We start from the raw sequence: 16740 nt of genomic DNA, 5'->3' as shown, positions 1-16740 counted from the left end.
GTTTAGCGTGTATTTTGATTTACCAGCTACTCCGGCGTTCAGGCAAAGGGTCCTGATCTTGAATCATTCGATGGACGAGCAATTCAATCATCGAATGGCGAATATCACTATAATCGGGATCTTCAAAACGATTGGAGTTCTCATGAGGATCCTCTTTCAAATCATACAATTCACCGTAGGTCTCACCTGCAAAGATTACCAGCTTATAGCGTGTTGTACGCAAACACTTAGCGTTAATGCCGCGATCATGAGCAATATAAGCGGTTAGGGCAGAATTACGCACATGGGACTCTCTTCCAGCCAGCACCTCCATCTGTGACACACCTTGAATTCCGTAGGGAGTTTTGAGACCTGCGGCTGCAAGCAGTGTGGGGACAATATCAACATGTTCCATTAAAGCAGGGACCCGTTGCCCGGAAGCAATCCCAGGACCGCGTACGATCATCGGGATTCGTGTTAACCCTTCATAAAACCACGGCCCTTTGTAAATCAGCCCATGGTCACCGAGCAGTTCTCCGTGGTCGCTGGTGAAGAGGATGACTACATCATCGTACATTTCTTTTTGATGCCAAGCTTTTATAATACGTCCGATCTGCTCATCAATGAAGGTAATCATCGCATAATAATTTCGGGTGAGCCGTTTCATATGCGCTTCATTAAGAGAATGCTCCTCACCGCCACCAGGCCAATATCCTCCCTGGCTCTGACGCAGCAGATGTGGAGGACGAAGATGCACGTCGTCTGCTTCGCTGGCTGGAGATGGAATGTCAGTGTCAGCGTACATATCCGCATAAGCTTTTGGAGTCAAAGGGGTGATGTGGATCGACGAAACTGGTCCATAAAAATAGCGGTTGTTCGGTTTTGTGAGAGAGGATCACATCGATGCTCCGTTCAGCAATCCAGTATGACTGGTGTAGCTCTGGAGGGATTTCGCTCTCCCACACATCGTTTTGAGCATTAGAAGCTCTGTAACGGTCCTTGCTGAAACGTTCTGCCGCTTCAGGGTTGCGCTCTCTAAGCCACTCCATATATTCCCCGATACAATTGTCTTCCGTAATATGATGTTCATCAAATCCGTAGTACGTTCCATCGGAAGCTCTTCCGCGGTCACGATAAGCAGGCTCTTCATATTCTTGTGAAAAGTCCCCCTTCATCTGAGGGCGGAAATGCATCTTTCCTATACCGATGGTTTTATAATCCGCTTTCTTTAAATGATCGCATAAGGTAAGTTCGTCTTCTCTGAGTGTGGTACCGATGTTCCAGGCACCGTGAACATGCGGATACCTGCCTGTAAAAATGGAAGAACGTGAAGGCGTGCAAACAGGACTAGCGCAGTAAGCACCAGTGAAGAGTGTGCCTTCCGAAGCAAGCTTGTCAAGCTCAGGTGTCAGTACGGAAGCGTTTTCGATACCTAGTGCGTCCGCACGCATTTGATCTGTGGTAATTAACCAAATATGAGTTCTTTTTGACATCCGTAACAACCCCCTATGAATATAGTGTATAGCATCACAAAAGCCTCTAGCAACCAATGAATTCTCCATATATTTCATTAGAATCGTCCATATGGGTTGATATTTTTATTACCTATAATTAAATAGTCTATCTCAATGTTGGAGGAGAAATTATATGCGGAAGTTATCCATATCAGGGGATCATTTTACATTAGACGAACAACCCATCCGGTTGCTTTCTGGTGCGCTTCATTATTTCCGGATCGTTCCGGAATATTGGCAGGATCGTTTGCTGAAGCTGAAGGCTTGTGGATTGAATACTGTTGAAACCTATATTCCTTGGAATTTACACGAACCAGAAGAGGGGAGCTTCAATTTTGCTGGATTTGCTGACATCGAGGCTTTCGTTAGACTTGCTGGAGAGCTTGGTTTGCACGTGATTTTGCGGCCAAGTCCTTATATTTGTGCGGAATGGGAATTCGGTGGATTGCCAGCTTGGTTACTTGCGGACAATAACATACAGCTGCGTTGTAATGATAACGTCTATTTATCTAAGTTGGATGCCTATTTCGATGAGTTGCTTCCACGTCTGCGGCCTTTGTTAAGCACTAACGGTGGGCCTGTGCTTGCTCTTCAGGTAGAGAACGAATATGGAAGCTTTGGTAGTGATAAGACTTACCTGAATGATCTAAAAGCAGGAATGATCGCCCGCGGCATGGACGTTCTGCTGTTTACTTCAGATGGAGCTGAAGATCATATGCTCCAAGGGGGTATGATTGACGGAGTGTTCGCCACCGTGAATTTCGGTTCACGGGCAAAGGAAGCCTTTGCTAAACTACGTGAATATCAGCCTACGGGACCGTTGATGTGTATGGAATTCTGGAATGGATGGTTTGACCACTGGATGAAACCGCATAATACACGCCCCGAATCTGAAGTAGCGGAGACTTTGGATGAAATGCTGGCTTTAGGAGCCTCTGTTAACTTCTATATGTTCCATGGGGGGACGAATTTTGGATTTATGAATGGGGCAAATCTTTTTGACAAATATGAGCCCATCGTAACCAGCTACGATTATGATACGCTGCTGGACGAATCCGGCAAGCCAACTGCAAAATTCTATGCAGCTCGAACAATAATTGAGAAATACGTAACGTTGCCGCCCCTGGAATTACCGCCGTTAATAAAGTCACAAGCTTATGGTAAAGTGTTGATGACAGAAGCAGCACCACTGTTCACTCAGTTAGACGTTTTGTCTCACCCAGTACATAGAGCATGTCCCGAGCCAATGGAGAAACTGAATCAGAATTATGGGTTCATTTTGTATTCGACGAAGATCAGTGGACCCCGCAGCAGTACGGAGCTCTTCCTTCAAGAAGTACGTGATCGTGCGCTTGTATTCGCGAATGGGGCCTTTGTCGGTACAGTTGAACGCTGGGATCCGCGAGGAATTCCATTAGAGGTTCCAACGGAGGGACTGCAGATCGACATCCTTGTGGAGAATATGGGGCGTGTAAATTATGGCCCGCTGCTTCGTGATCCAAAAGGCATAACCTGTGGCGTTAGACTCGGCTATCAATTCCTGCATGATTGGACGATTCGTTCTTTGCCTTTAACCCATCTTAAGGGATTATCATTCACACCGATAGATTGCGAGCAACGTCAGCAGCCCACTTTTTACCGGGGGAGCTTTCAAGTCAGTAAGCCTGAGGATACTTTTTTGCAGCTGGATGGATGGAGTAAAGGTCAGGTTTTTATAAACGGCTTTAATTTAGGGCGCTACTGGGAGCAAGGTCCCACTAAAACACTGTACTTACCAGCGCCGCTTCTGCGTCAAGGTGATAACGAGCTAATCTTATTCGAACTACATGGCGTAATGGAGCCAGTGGTTACTTTTGTGGATACACCGGAGCTCACATGATATTTAACGGGTGAGGAAGTATCATGATTCTATAGTATGGGTCTGATGATTTTTAATATATAATCAAAACAGCCCAACAATTTATAGGAACTGAAAATGCACGATTAGGGTGGGTTAGAGGAGGATTTTAAATGAGCTATGATTTGATGGCATTCGAGACGTCTAAAGCACCGCAAGAGAGAGCAGCGTTTATGGAGTGGTATGAACAGCAAGTGCAGTGGTCGGAAGACCATGCCTATAATGATCCATCAGTTTTATCGGAGGCGTTGCAACGCTTTTATAGTGAGTTGTCTGAGCAATTTCCTAATATGAATGTAGAGGACGAGATTTTTGAGGCGATGGAGGAAGCCGGAACGGATAACCGGTTGACTGACTACTCACTTGGCTCATCCGTCATCTATGCAGCTTTCGCTTATTCTGTAGCTGAGGAAGCTTATATGGCGATGCGGGAGTTGGCTATAAAATACAAAGTAGGATTTTTTGATGTAAGCAGCAACGAAGGCGATATTATTTTTCCTTGAAGCAAAATGATTTAGAGTGTAGACAGCTGGTTGCTCTCCTAGTTGTTAATAAAGTAGTGGCAACCAGCATGTTTTCTATCTTCTTTACTCTACAACAGACGGAATAATACAATCCTTAATCAGAGGCCACCGGTCACGAGGCTGAAGTGTGAATTCTGAGGCGATGGCTACGACAAGTTTTTTTTCTGGAATGCAGCAAATGACATTACCACCATCACCTAACGCTGAGTAGGTGTAAACCCCGTCTTCTTCGCGTAGCCACCACAAGTAACCGTAATGATTAGGGTTCATCGCTGTTGATTTCTCAATCCATGTCTCCGAAATGATCTGATTATTCTCCCATTGTCCATGGTTCAAATATAATAAACCAAAACGCGCCATATCGCGTGGAGACAACGTAAGTCCCCAACCTCCTGTGGTGATACGATTGGGGTCTTCCACCCACCCCTTCACCTTAACCCCAAACAAATCATCGAACCCAAATGAGCTCATCTCATAATCCGGGATTTCATTCATTCCGATAGGTTTAAATAAACGTTCGTTGGCAAACTCACGGGCACTTTGTCCAGTGCTGCGCGTGATGATGGCAGAAAGCAGATGTGCTCCAGCGGTAGAATATTTGTAATCCCCAATTGTTCCTTGTTGGCCTAGCATATCCAGCGTATATTTTACCCAGTCAGGCTGCATACACATTTGCTCCAGCGGTTCGTGCCAATCTGCAAAAGCATAAGGTGCGGTCATCGTCAGGAGATGGCGTAAGGTGATTTCTTGTTTTTGCGGATCTTGAGCAGCGTTTGGAACATAGTCCGGGAAAAACTCCAGTACCTTTTGATCTGCATTGTTAATACAGCCAGCCTCTATGGCAATGCCTATGAGCGCGGATATGATACTTTTTGTTACAGAGGCCACATGATGTGTGTCATTCGGGCTAGCGCCATTATAATATTTTTCATAAGCAATAGTTCCATTTCTTACCACAACAATCCCGTTGATATTGCTATACTCGGATTTGATCCTTGATTCTAGCTCTGAAAGCATATTAGCATCCATTCCTAAGTTTGCGGGGGCTGAGATTTGCCAATCTGAAGTTGGATAATTGTTTTTGAGCATGAAAGGTACTCCTTTATGAATTTTTTTTCTTTACTGGAAAATAGACCTCGGTAACCAGATCCTCAGGCACAGCAACCTGTGTCGGGTCCGTTAAGTAGATTTCATAAGGTGAGTTCACCCATTCATAACCTTCATTTTCTATCCATTCTCTCAGCTGAGCATAGACCGAGGTCAATTCTGAATAGGCGCCTTTAAGAACAGATCTCGCACAAAGAGCATCAGGCAAATCTCTTGTACCTTTTACACTCTCTTTTATAGGGAGGGCAAACTCTGTATCATTTCCGGCTGGATTATATTCATGGCTGTGATATATCGTTATTGGCGTACCGAGCAAAGTGAGTTTTTCCGTGGCGATTTTTTCATATAGCCTGCTAAAATAATGTCCATAACCTAACGCATAGTCATCACTGCTCAACATCTGACGCGTAAAAAGAATATTCATAGGCTGAGTTTCAACAAGCTCTACTTTTATCTCATTCAGGTAGGACATCATGGGAATACCTTTCTCCAAATTTAAAACATCACTATTGATTTGTTGTAAGGTGTATTCATAAGCGCTTATTTTCTCCTGTATTTCTTTTTTCTTGAGATTAAGGGCTGAGTAGAGCTTCTCTTCTGAATGATTCTGTTCCCATTGTAAAATGTCTTTGATTTCTTCCAGCGAGAAACAATAACCTTTCAGACGATTGATAAAAAGCATTTTTTTAAGTTGTTTAATGGAGTAATACCTATAACCGTTCTCAGGGTTAATCTCATCGGGATGAATTAATCCGATCTCATCATAATATCGAAGCGTCTTCGTAGAAACTTCGCATATCTTCGAGAATTCTCCAATTGACAGCAAAAAGTCATCTCCTTTTTTCGTTTTAATTAAGCTTCCAAGCCAAAACATCGATGTTTGGTTCTAGCTCTACTTAACACCTTACCCTAAGGTCAAAGTCAACAGCAAAATAGTGAACCGATTCTAAGGTTACGACAATATATAGGTGAATGGCCATTCAGAAAGGAGTAGCCTACTTGGAAATTGAAGAGTTGAGTGACCTAATAAAATTACATGGCAAAGCAATTTACGCATTTTGTTTTACGCTTGCGGGGAATAGGGTGGATACGGACGATCTCTATCAGGAGACTTTTTTAAAAGCTATGGAAATGCGGCATAAAATGGACCTGAACCAAAATCCGAAAGCGTTCCTTATCTCGATTGCTATCTCATTACGCAAAAACAAACGCAGAAAATGGGCATGGCGGCAAAGAATTGCACCTACAGCAGATTATAATGAAGCGGTCGATCTGGCGTGTACTTCCGATGGAGAGGTTATGCCAGAGGATGCATTGCTGTCCCAGGAGCTTCGGCACATGATTCATGCTGCCGCAGACCGGCTGAATGAGAAACTGAAAATACCGCTCTATCTGTACTATACCGCAGAAATGACCGTTGATGAGATTGCTTCAGCGCTAAGGATTCCACCGGGCACAGTTAAAAGCAGACTTTTCCAAGCCCGCAAGGCGATGAAAAAGATTTTGGAGGTTGAATCCCAATGAATGACTCCGAAAAGTTGGATCAACTGCTAAAGCAAGCGCTAGCTTCTACAGCAGAGCCGACAGAGGAATTAAACGAAAGAATCATCCAACAGTTTAAGGAGACTAAACCAATGAAACCAGCCTATAAAAAAAGAGTTTCTATTGGACTAATGGTTGCTATATTCACGCTTGTAATGTCTTTAACGGCTTATGCAGCTACACAGCTATTTAGCCCCAAGCAGGTTGCTGAGCATCTGGGCCAGCAACTGCTGGCAAAAGCATTCGAAAGCAGGGATGCTGTTGAAATCAACCAATCGGTTATATCTGGTGATTATAACGTGACGTTGAATGGAATAGTCTCGGGGGAAGGTCTTTCAGAACTGAGTAAGTCTGATCAGAATATTAACCCAAACAGATCCTATGCCGTTGTATCCATCGCCAGAATAGACGGTGGCCCCATGCCTGCTACAAGTGAACCGGAGTATGGCCAGGATCCATTCTTTGTGTCACCGCTTATAAAGGGACTAAAACCATGGCAGGTTAATATCACAACAATGAATGGTGGCTATAGCGAGGCTGTTATAGATGGAATTATGTACCGGCTGATTGAATGTGATGGAGTGGAGATGTTCGCTGACCGAGGGGTATATCTAGCTGTCAGTAATGGTAGTTCTTTTTTTAGCAAAGATGCGTTTGCTTATAATGAAAGTACAGGGGAAATTAGCGCTAATAACGATTACAAGGGGACCGCTATTCTATTTGAACTTCCGCTGGATCCAACCAAAGCTGACCCTGTCAAAGCTGAGAGCTATTTACAGGAGCTGTTGAAAGAACCCTCTGCCGACAGCAAAGTTGATTCAGCGGTTTCAACAGATGCAGCTGCCTCTATTGATGATGATGAGAAGGAACTAATTAAAAAAATAGAGGATATGAAGAAAAAAATCTCCACCGGCACGATTATCCCTGAATCTGTAAAGGAAGTGCGTGTTGATGAACAAGGGGCTTTCAATTATGAATACGATAACTGGAGTGTTAAGCTTTTTGTCCAAAATATGTTTGAGGAAGGGCAAATCGGTTACTCGGATTCCGTAAGTTTCAGTGCGGACGATAAAGAAACTAGGGCACTTCAATTTTCCAGAGATGAAAAGGGTGTAATCACGGGCAGGATTATTATTTTGAATTAGAGTATCATTCAGATAACTTTTCACAAGACTTATCTATATTCGTTTTATTTATCGTCCATGACCTTCAGATCAATTCTTTGATCGGTCAGTAAAGAATTTAACGAAGAATTTAAAGCAGGAGAGATTGTTGAATATCAAATCATAATAGAACAAAACGAAGTATCTATTCAAAAGATTAAGGCCAATAAGTAGCAGACTCAATGATTGCAATGAAAAAAGCAGGTGGACTAGCCACCTGCTTTACCGATCACCACACTTTAATATAATTTTTGCCCTTATTCAAAAGTGTAAGAGGTCCTAAAGTGCTTTTATTCTCTTTCTTGTTATCCAGAAAATCTGTATCCAGAATTATATTGCTGCCATCCGGATTCTCAAACTCGGCATCCACGATGCGCACCCGCGGCAAAGTCTCAGTTGAATGTACCTCACCTAAGAAGTTAACGAAGCTTTCAGGCAGAGCAATGGAAAGGAATCCCTCATCTCCTTGATCTACAATAAAGAAGTCTGGATCAAAGCTTTCTTCAACTAGCTTTACATTCTCTCTTTCGAAAGGCTCTGCACTGTTTAAGTAAGCGTTGTTATTAATGAACATAGGCTGTTCAACGAGTTCAAACTCCTCAAGATCACCGTGTAACTTATGGACATTCTCGATATACTCCGCCAAAGAGGTGGTGTAGTGATTGAAATGTGATGTGCCCACGCCTGTCCATCCGTCTTTTCCAACAATGATATTGTTATAGAACCGATCGTCCCCACCATAAATAAGTGAGAAACCGGCAATTTTTGTACTATGCGGAAGATGATATTGCGTGGACCGGTTTAGTACCTTTCGATGAACCATCCTGCCGCCGATCAGATTGTTGATATAGGCTCCACCTTGGGCTACATTCTCTAAAGCATGTTTAGCTGTCAAGATATTATGGTCAACAATGTAAGGGCCATGGCTTACTTCTATAAACAAATCCCGATGATTTTGATAGAACAGATTTTTGCTGATTCTTGTCCCTTGGGTCTGCCAATCCAGCCATAAACCTAAAGTACAATCGTGAATCCGGTTATGGTGGATGTGAGTATCGATCGGTGCGTGAAGCTTGATCCCGGCAATTTCGTGGCCCCAGAATTCCCGTTTTGTCGCAATGTTGTAAATATGGTTATGATGAATTTCGCTGAAAATACAACCTAAGTGGCCGACGATGGCATTTTGGCCGCAATCATAAATGGTATTATGGCGGATAAGATGTGAACCGATCGATTCTTTGCTCCAGCCCTGACGCTCAGCAGTAAAGACGGATTCAAGCTGATATTGATATCCGGGTTTGTCTTTTCGAAGGGTGCGGTAATTATGGCCTGTGGAAGCTTCTTTGCCGATACTGATAGCGCTGCATTTGGCATCGTGAATGATATTATTTTCAATAATCCAGCCTTTGCTCCAGTTAGTGCCTAGCAGTCCGGGCTGGTCTGCCGTTGGAGGTGCCCAAGGTGTTGCCGCATGCGCCATTTCAAAACCTTTTACAGTAATATAATCAATTCCGGTTTCTTCAGGGTAGAAACAAGATCTGCGTACATTGATTTCTACCAGTTCTTTGTTCGGGTTGGCACCTTGGAAATTAGCGTAAATCGTGGTGTGGTCAGGGCTTACTTCGGCAAACCAAACGTAGGTCGTCTGTTTTGGATTTTGGACCGGAACCATCTCTTGTGTCCAGAGATCCTTGAACTCCAGCTTTTCGACAGGAGCTGCCAGTTGATCATACTGACTGACCTCATAAAAAGACATGCCATTTAGATATACATCCCCTAAGTGTCTTGTCTCCTCTATAGTGACGAGCCAATCGCCAGACACTTCCTCAACATACGGATTAAAGCTGCCAAAAAACGTGTTCGGCAAGATCACTTTCCATATTTGGTTCTCAACCTGCTGCCAATCTTGTATATGCTCAGAGCCTTTTATGACAACCTGCTCGTCTTCAGCGGCTTGATAAATAATTCTTCTTTGTTCGCTTAATCCTTTGTATCTCGGTTTTACCCACTCGCGATATATCCCTTCATGAACGATAACCTTATCCCCAGCCACAGCTACTGAAGCCGCTTTATTGATGGTTAAAAAGGGATCCACCTGAGTGCCTTGACCTTGATCTGAACCGGTTTTTGATATGTGATATTCCATTGTCCTATAACCTCCGCTTGGTTGACTTTATCCAATATTATAGGAAATAACGTTGTTAGTTCTATACTTTATATAGTACACTTTAAGACAAAATTAGTGTTTTCGTGAAGGAGAATCTACTTGTGGCCCTTTTTTGAAAAACATGGTGTCAGCGAAAAAGATTACTTTAAACTCATTCCATTGAAAAACTATCATTTTCCACTTCATTTTCATCGGGCATTTGAGATTATTTATGTCAAAGAAGGGCAGTTATCTATCACCATTGATGGGAAAAGCTATCAGGTACAGAAAAATGATCTGGTTTTTATTTTTCCTAATCAGATGCATGAATTTGAGACGATTGATTTTTCGGAGATTATGGTAATCCTCTTCTCCACAGAATTGATAGGTGATTTTCACATGAATTATAAGAGCTTTATTCCAACTGACAATGTTCTCCATGCTGTGAATGAACCTGATTGTACAAAGCTGGATTCGATTTATAGCCAGAAAAGTTTCCTGTATGGTGTATGTGCGCAGTTGATCTGTCAGACATCATTTGCTCCGGTCAAACAGTCCCCGCAAACAAAGGTGCTCTATAAAATCCTGCTTTTTGTAGAACAAAATTATTCTGCCGATTGCACATTAAAAGCTGTAGCAAAATATCTGCAATATGATTACCCGTATTTATCAAAGCTGTTTGTCCAGCTGATGAAAATGCCCTTCACAGATTACTTGAATCACTATCGGATCTCACAAGCATGTTATATATTAAAAAACTCGAATCTGACTATTGGTGAAGTTGCCAACCTTTGCGGCTATAGTAACTTACGGTCATTTCATCGGAATTTCCAGAAAATCACCCATCAATCGCCGAAAGGGTATCGGGTTTCCAATCCTCCTGATAAGGAAATGAACTAGAAGACTTAAAGGGGGGAGGGAAGAGAATAAAAAGAACTCCAAAACCACGAGTATAGTGGTCTTGGAGTTCTTTTTTTTATTTTTGCATCATAATTCTGTAAATCAGCATGGCGGCTTCGGCACGTGTGGAATGGGCAGTTGGTGTAAGCTGCTGCTGAGAGTCTCCTTTAATAAGACCTGCTGATACCAGCGCCGCAATATCATTTGCCGCATAATTAGAAATTTGATTATGGTCGGTGTAGCTGTCTAATGCAGAGGGGGAGGAAGCGGTCGTATTCGATTCCCATACCTCAGCAGCCTTCAATGCCCTAGCTGCCATAACAAACATTTCTTGTCTGGAGATGGAGTCATGAGGGTGGTAAAGGCCGTCGGTTTGGCCCGTAACGACCCCTAATTTCTGAGCTGTCATAAGTCCCTCATAAAAATAATCGTTAGGTGACACATCAGCAAAGCTATTTCCTTCTGCTGCAGATAGACCTAAAGCTCTAACCAATAAAAGTGCGAAATCTGCACGTGTAACAGTCTGGTCGGGCCTAAACTCTGTTTCTGTTACACCATTAATGACCCCTTTTGATGTTAGTACTTCTACAATAAACTTCGCCCAATGAGAATCAGATATGTCCCTGAACGTTTTGTGATTGTAGACGGCGGCATATTGCCCAGATGAATTTGTTGTTGAGAAAATAGCTTGCTTCTTATCTGAATCATAATTCCCGCCTACTACCGGTTGGATGACTCCGTGCGCATTGACGTTCCACACTACAATAAAGGCGTTGTTCAATGGAACTACAGCAGCTGGATAAGGAAGCCCAATTTGTATGGCCGAATTTAAACTCTCTAATTGAACTGTTGTACCATCCAAAAGTAACTCGTAATCAATAAGCAAACTTTCACCCAATTGCTTCTTTAAACTTCCTGTTGTATCGACAGGCTTGAGGAGCAAGGTAACCGTCTTCACATTGTCCAGTGTCTTCGCCGGGAATAGATTATCCGGAAGTACAAAGGTAGCTAGTGATGTATTGATCTCCAGCTGCAATGTGGATGCTCCAACAAGAAATGCTGCGGCAGGGAGAGTGACTTCAAATGAGCCAACATTTGACGATTGTTCCTCTGCGAGCTGAATTCTTAGGATTTTGTGGCCTGCGGAATTAGGTTTGGCTAAAGCCATAATCTTTTGTAAGGAAGATTCAGTCAATATTGCGCTAGCTTTTTCTCCATTCATAGTAGTAGGTATCTCAATCCTTGCGCTACCGTCCAAATGGAGTATAGTAGTGGCCGAATCTCCAACCGATGATCCGGAACTGCCTGAGCTCGCGGCAGCCGTCGGACTTGGAGAAGCGGTCGGACTTGGAGAAGCGGTCGGACTTGGAGAAGCGGTCGGACTCGGAGAAACAGTCGGACTCGGTGAGGCCGTTGGGCTTGGAGAAACAGTCGGACTCGGAGAAGCCGTCGGACTTGGAGAAGCCGTCGGACTCGGAGAAGCCGTCGGACTTGGAGAAGCCGTTGGACTCGGAGAAGCCGTCGGACTTGGTTCCGGCCCATCCAAAGGAATGAACTTCAAGAAATCGCCCCAGATTATATTCCCGTCAGTATCCCGAGAGTAATTGACTACAGGATTTAAGCTGACAAAGTTAGAATCACTCAGTTCTAAACCTGATTTATTCGCCGATCGCGTACCGTCAAACATGAAATTATTGTCCGCAGCTAAAGAAGCTGGATATTGGTCTTTTGCAATGTTGGCAGTTCGGTAAGATAAGAAACCGTCAATCGTAAAGTCTGCAGTAATGTGATCATAAGTGGTGAAGCTTATATTACCACGCGTATTGTTAAATCCGATGTTGTTGATGGCGATCACACCTGGATTACTATTGCTTGTAAAACCATAAGCGCCATTACCAAAGGCGATGGAATCGCGGATGGTATGTGTGACATGAATGCCTTCGCCACCAAGCTTGAAGCCATTTTTATCACCGGCACCTACGGTTCCGTCTGTTAAGAACCCATTGTTGAAGGCGGCGCTGTGCTCAATCAGCACTGAACCTATTGCACCTGAGCCTGCTTTCGTATATAAGTCCCAGCCATCGTCGATATTGTTATGCGCCAGACAACCTCTAAAAATATTACCAACACCCGCAGTCAATTTTGCCGCAAAGCCATCGGCATTATTGTCAGATGGATCACGGTTGTCGAAGGAGGTACTGTTGAGAATTAAGTTGTAGGAAGGCCATTCACTGAGTTCTATCGCGGTACCATCTGTTCGGCTGATTTGTAGACCAGTGTCACCATTCGCATAGAAACGGCTATTTTCAACGATGTTATAATGGCCTCCCACCGTAAAGCCCTTGGTATTCCCAGCTGAGCGAGTGAAATCAAGTCCTTTCACATGCCAATAGTTTCCGCTCAAGAGAACGCCTTCTGTTTTTTTGTCAAAATCAAAGATAGGTCTTGCTCCTGGTGCTGCTTCTATATACTTTTTGGCGGAGGCTTTGCCATCATTGTACTTTTTAATCTCAAGTGGTGATTTCCGCACATAACGACCCTCAAGCACAATAATATGCTGACCTGGTTTAACGAAATCAATCGCAGTATCGATATCAAGTGGGAGATTGATTGTTCCATCTCCGGAGCTTGATCCGGTGGGGGATACGTAGATATCATCATCTTCGTTATAACTTTTTAGGGTGACGGTAAAGTTGCTGATGATCTTCTCATAAGAGGTCAAATACTGAGTATCATCTGGTAAAAAAGTAATGCTGAAGTTCGTATCTCCTTGATCAAGAAGTCTCGTGGGAATAGAAAGACGTTTACCAGCTATTGCCTCGATATCCTGAGCGATGATCGTAGAACCTTGCTTCAACGTCACCGTTCCGTTGACATTAGAGCGCACAATCATTTGGTAAGCTGGATCTGAGGTTTTACTTAGTGAAAGTATATTTAAGCTAGGTGTGACGGGAGTCGCAGGTGGTTCTATTTTAGGAGAATCTGTAGCTGCTGAAGTGACTGTTAATTGAATATTGCTTACATTAATTGTGGCTAAACGAGCAGCATAGAATCCGACATACATTTTTGAATCCTGTATGCTTAGAATGTCTGGTGTGAAATGAATAGCTTGCTGGCCATTATTGAGCTGTCCTGTAAAACCACTATTCGTCTTTGCTAAGGTTAAATGGTAAGGTGCTGCTGGAACAGTATTGGCAGGTGCAGGACGTTCTTTTTGAAGCATGATGGTTTGAATCCCTTTACTGCCAGTCCCATCCGTTTTTTCAACTCCCGTACGGACAAAAAGCTGTGTGCCCAGATCGCTTTTCGTCCCGCCGCTATAACCACCGATGGCAGCTATATTGGATGCAAAGACGCTAGAATTTCCTTGTGTGCCGATGACGTCACGTGCCATAATGCCAAAAGATTCTTGCCCGTCATATGGATTTTTTGCAAAAGCCAACACTTGGATATCCGCAGACAGCACGAAATTATCTTCCGCAGCATCTAGCTCGGTGTAATAGAAGGTAATGCCGTCATGATCTTCGGTGACTTTACCGCCGCCTTCCAAAGCGATCAGTTGGGCGGATCCATCCTCGTTGACAATCGTCTGATTGTTAGCAGCTGAAGTGGACTGACCGAATTGAATGCTTTTCCAAACGGGATCGATCCTTTCTTTTACTGTAACGGAATACGTAATGGGCATAATAGAAGAATCGGTAGGGAGTATGCCAATTTCATACACTCCAGCTGCCTGATTGTCGAACTTGGAAGTGTCGAGCGTATAGCTGTTTAGCTTCTCTCTATCTGAATTATCATACACTTTGGATACGAAGAGATCTTTGCTGTCAAAGTTTTCGTTAATAAAAAAGGTAGTTTTAGGATAGCTGGTGACTTCGATGCCTACTAGTTTTTTAACGTTGACCTTAACTTGAAAAGAGGTTGTTAAGCCTTTATGCGTAATTGTGATTTTTTTATCCCCAGGTGTCGTGGTGTCGAGAGGAGAGACCTTGTATTCATTGTTCAACAGCCGAATCTGTGTACCATCACTGTAATGAGCATAAACCACAAGTCCTTCTAGTTTGAGGGAGTCCCCGATATAGTAGAGTGTTTGTTTAGGTTCATTTCGAATTTCTAAAGCGGATAACGTCGCTGCTTTTACTTCCACATTAAAGGTCGATGTGATTGCCGGCGCCTCTGTTGAAGTAACGGATACCGCTGTGGAGCCTGATTGCGTAAATAGATACGGTAATAAATCGCTGATCGGTTGTCCGTTAATGGAGAGGGAATAAAGATCACTGGTCAGTTCTTTGGTCAGGAAGCCGTCGTTATAATTGGCAACAAGAACAAGGCCTTCTGGATCGAAGGTATCCCCTGGGTAATATACGGTTTTAGCTGGATAATACTTCACTGATAATGAGGTCATAGATAATGGAACGATTTGCAAAGGAATGCTCACGAAAGCACCGTTGTAGTTAATGGTTATGATATTTTCTCCAACCTTGCTGCTATCAAAGCCTGTAACAATATAATCCGTAGAAGACAAAACTGCTTCACTCTCATCAGAAAAAATAGCCTTAACGACTAATCCAGTCAAATCAAGGGGCTCACCAACCAGATAAGTGGTTTTCGTCATTGCGCTCGTATCAGCGGTTAAGCTGGTTACGATTTTGGATTCAAGCTGGATGTCTATGTCACTGAAAGTAACAGTTGCATCTCTAGCTACATAAATTCCGGCAAAAAGAGTATCTGTGAACGTATCGTCCAGAGTTATGATTTCGGTCTGATCACCCACACTTAATCGATAAGTATCTCCTGATTTTTTAATACTTAGCGAATATACAGCTCCTGCGGACGGGGCCTGGATATCGCTAAAAGGATTTAACTTCACTTGGGTATCTTTTTTATAAAAACCTTTCATTACCTGATCCAAAGCACCGACCGCCGCGTAGTTAGAAGTAGTTGTGTTTGTATCTCCGTTCGTCCCAATACTGTCGCGGAGCATAAGACCGAAGGATTTCTGGTTAGGTGTGCTGACAGTGCTATTGCTATTAAAAGCAATCACTGAAGCGGTCGCTTTCAGTTCAAAGTTCGCATCCACAGGAATCTCTTTCGAATAAAAAGATAATCCCTCATCGCTGCTGGAGATTTTGCCGCCGTAAGTCGTCATCGTTACAGAGGTTGGACTTTCAATTATTGGTTCGGGGTTCTTAGCTGGACTAGTATTGCCTCCGAAGGCGCTGAAGCCCCAAGGTCCTAGCTCGATTTGGCCTTCTTGACTGAATTGAATGTTTCGGAACGTAACCGTAGTATTTCTAGCAGTATAAAGGCCCGCATATTGAATGGAGCCGTCAAAGCTTTCGATCGTTTTGGTTTCATTGCCGATGCGGACAATATACAGATTTCCGGTCTTTTTGATGCTTAATTCGTAATTCTCTCCTTGGGCAGGGCGATTAGCGTTATCAAACACGTACCCAAGTTTCTGTAGGCTTGTATTTTGCAATTTGTGAAACGCTTTCATTTCTTGATCCAAAGCACCCAAGGCGACATAATCTCCAGAGTAGGCTCCGAATTGGTTATCCCACACATTGCCGCGCAGCATTATTCCGAAGGAAACTTGGTTATTGGCTGTCCAAGCATCCACGTGAGCCGTTGCCTTTAACTCAAAATTAACACTTGGATCAACTTCTTTAAAGTAATAAGCGATACCTTCCGTGCTGCCCGATACTTTACCTCTATCGTTCGAGCTTCGCAGTGTTGCTGATCCATCCGTGTTCTCCGTAATGCCAAAGTTGGCCGCAGTAATCTTGTCTTGCCCCCCAACATCACCAAATACGCTGCCTTGCCATTCACTTTGAATGTTAATCATTCCTTCATAAGGATCAGGTGCTTCCTCTGCAAACATCGATAACGGAAAAGAGGAACACAAAAGCAGGAAGGTTACGAGCATGGCTAACAAACGTTGTTGTTTTCTCAATGATTAAAACCT

9 protein-coding genes and 1 pseudogene are annotated in these 16740 nt (G+C 43.4%); 5 read left to right on the top strand and 5 right to left on the bottom strand.

What is annotated here, in order from left to right:
• Positions 1–22 precede the first annotated feature (22 nt).
• A pseudogene (locus tag MKY14_RS08720) lies at positions 23–1436 on the bottom strand (sulfatase-like hydrolase/transferase); the annotation flags it as partial.
• 190 nt (positions 1437–1626) lie between these two features.
• Here MKY14_RS08720 and MKY14_RS08715 point away from each other — a divergent pair.
• Both MKY14_RS08715 and MKY14_RS08710 read left to right on the top strand, forming a co-directional pair.
• Entirely contained in the window at positions 1627–3372 is a 1746-nt protein-coding gene (locus tag MKY14_RS08715; RefSeq protein ID WP_339243814.1) for a glycoside hydrolase family 35 protein, read from the top strand.
• 131 nt (positions 3373–3503) lie between these two features.
• Positions 3504–3893, top strand: a complete 390-nt coding sequence (locus MKY14_RS08710; protein ID WP_076141900.1) for a hypothetical protein — start codon at positions 3504–3506, stop codon at positions 3891–3893.
• A gap of 84 nt (positions 3894–3977) precedes the next feature.
• Here the strand turns inward: MKY14_RS08710 and MKY14_RS08705 are convergent, their stop codons facing one another.
• Positions 3978–5003, bottom strand: a complete 1026-nt coding sequence (locus MKY14_RS08705; RefSeq protein ID WP_340033208.1) for a serine hydrolase domain-containing protein — start codon at positions 5001–5003, stop codon at positions 3978–3980.
• A 13-nt stretch (positions 5004–5016) separates the two neighbouring features.
• Positions 5017–5847, bottom strand: coding sequence for a MerR family transcriptional regulator (locus MKY14_RS08700; protein ID WP_340976308.1), 831 nt, complete (start codon positions 5845–5847; stop codon positions 5017–5019).
• A 173-nt stretch (positions 5848–6020) separates the two neighbouring features.
• Here MKY14_RS08700 and MKY14_RS08695 point away from each other — a divergent pair, with 173 nt between their 5' ends.
• A complete protein-coding gene (locus tag MKY14_RS08695) occupies positions 6021–6545 on the top strand; it encodes an RNA polymerase sigma factor (RefSeq protein ID WP_081386240.1) in 525 nt (174 codons plus the stop codon).
• Positions 6542–7708, top strand: coding sequence for a hypothetical protein (locus tag MKY14_RS08690; RefSeq protein WP_076129716.1), 1167 nt, complete (start codon positions 6542–6544; stop codon positions 7706–7708). Before MKY14_RS08695 ends, MKY14_RS08690 begins: the two co-directional genes overlap by 4 nt.
• A gap of 247 nt (positions 7709–7955) precedes the next feature.
• On the opposite strand, the gene MKY14_RS08685 is transcribed toward MKY14_RS08690, so the two are convergent.
• Positions 7956–9872, bottom strand: coding sequence for a right-handed parallel beta-helix repeat-containing protein (locus tag MKY14_RS08685; RefSeq protein WP_340976306.1), 1917 nt, complete (start codon positions 9870–9872; stop codon positions 7956–7958).
• Positions 9873–9992: 120 nt separating this feature from the next.
• On the opposite strand from MKY14_RS08685, the gene MKY14_RS08680 reads away from it, so the two are divergent.
• Complete coding sequence (locus MKY14_RS08680) at positions 9993–10772, top strand: helix-turn-helix domain-containing protein (RefSeq protein WP_340976304.1); 780 nt, start codon at positions 9993–9995, stop codon at positions 10770–10772.
• A 76-nt stretch (positions 10773–10848) separates the two neighbouring features.
• Here the strand turns inward: MKY14_RS08680 and MKY14_RS08675 are convergent, their stop codons facing one another.
• On the bottom strand, positions 10849–16728 hold the full coding sequence (locus MKY14_RS08675) for a bacterial Ig-like domain-containing protein (protein WP_340976302.1): 5880 nt from the start codon (positions 16726–16728) through the stop codon (positions 10849–10851).
• Positions 16729–16740 lie beyond the last annotated feature (12 nt).

Origin of the sequence: Paenibacillus sp. FSL R5-0887, from assembly GCF_038002305.1 — a bacterium.
Lineage (GTDB): Bacteria > Bacillota > Bacilli > Paenibacillales > Paenibacillaceae > Paenibacillus_AQ > Paenibacillus_AQ odorifer.
The sequence above is the reverse complement of the archived record's forward strand: the minus strand, read 5'-3'. Positions and strand labels throughout refer to the sequence as shown.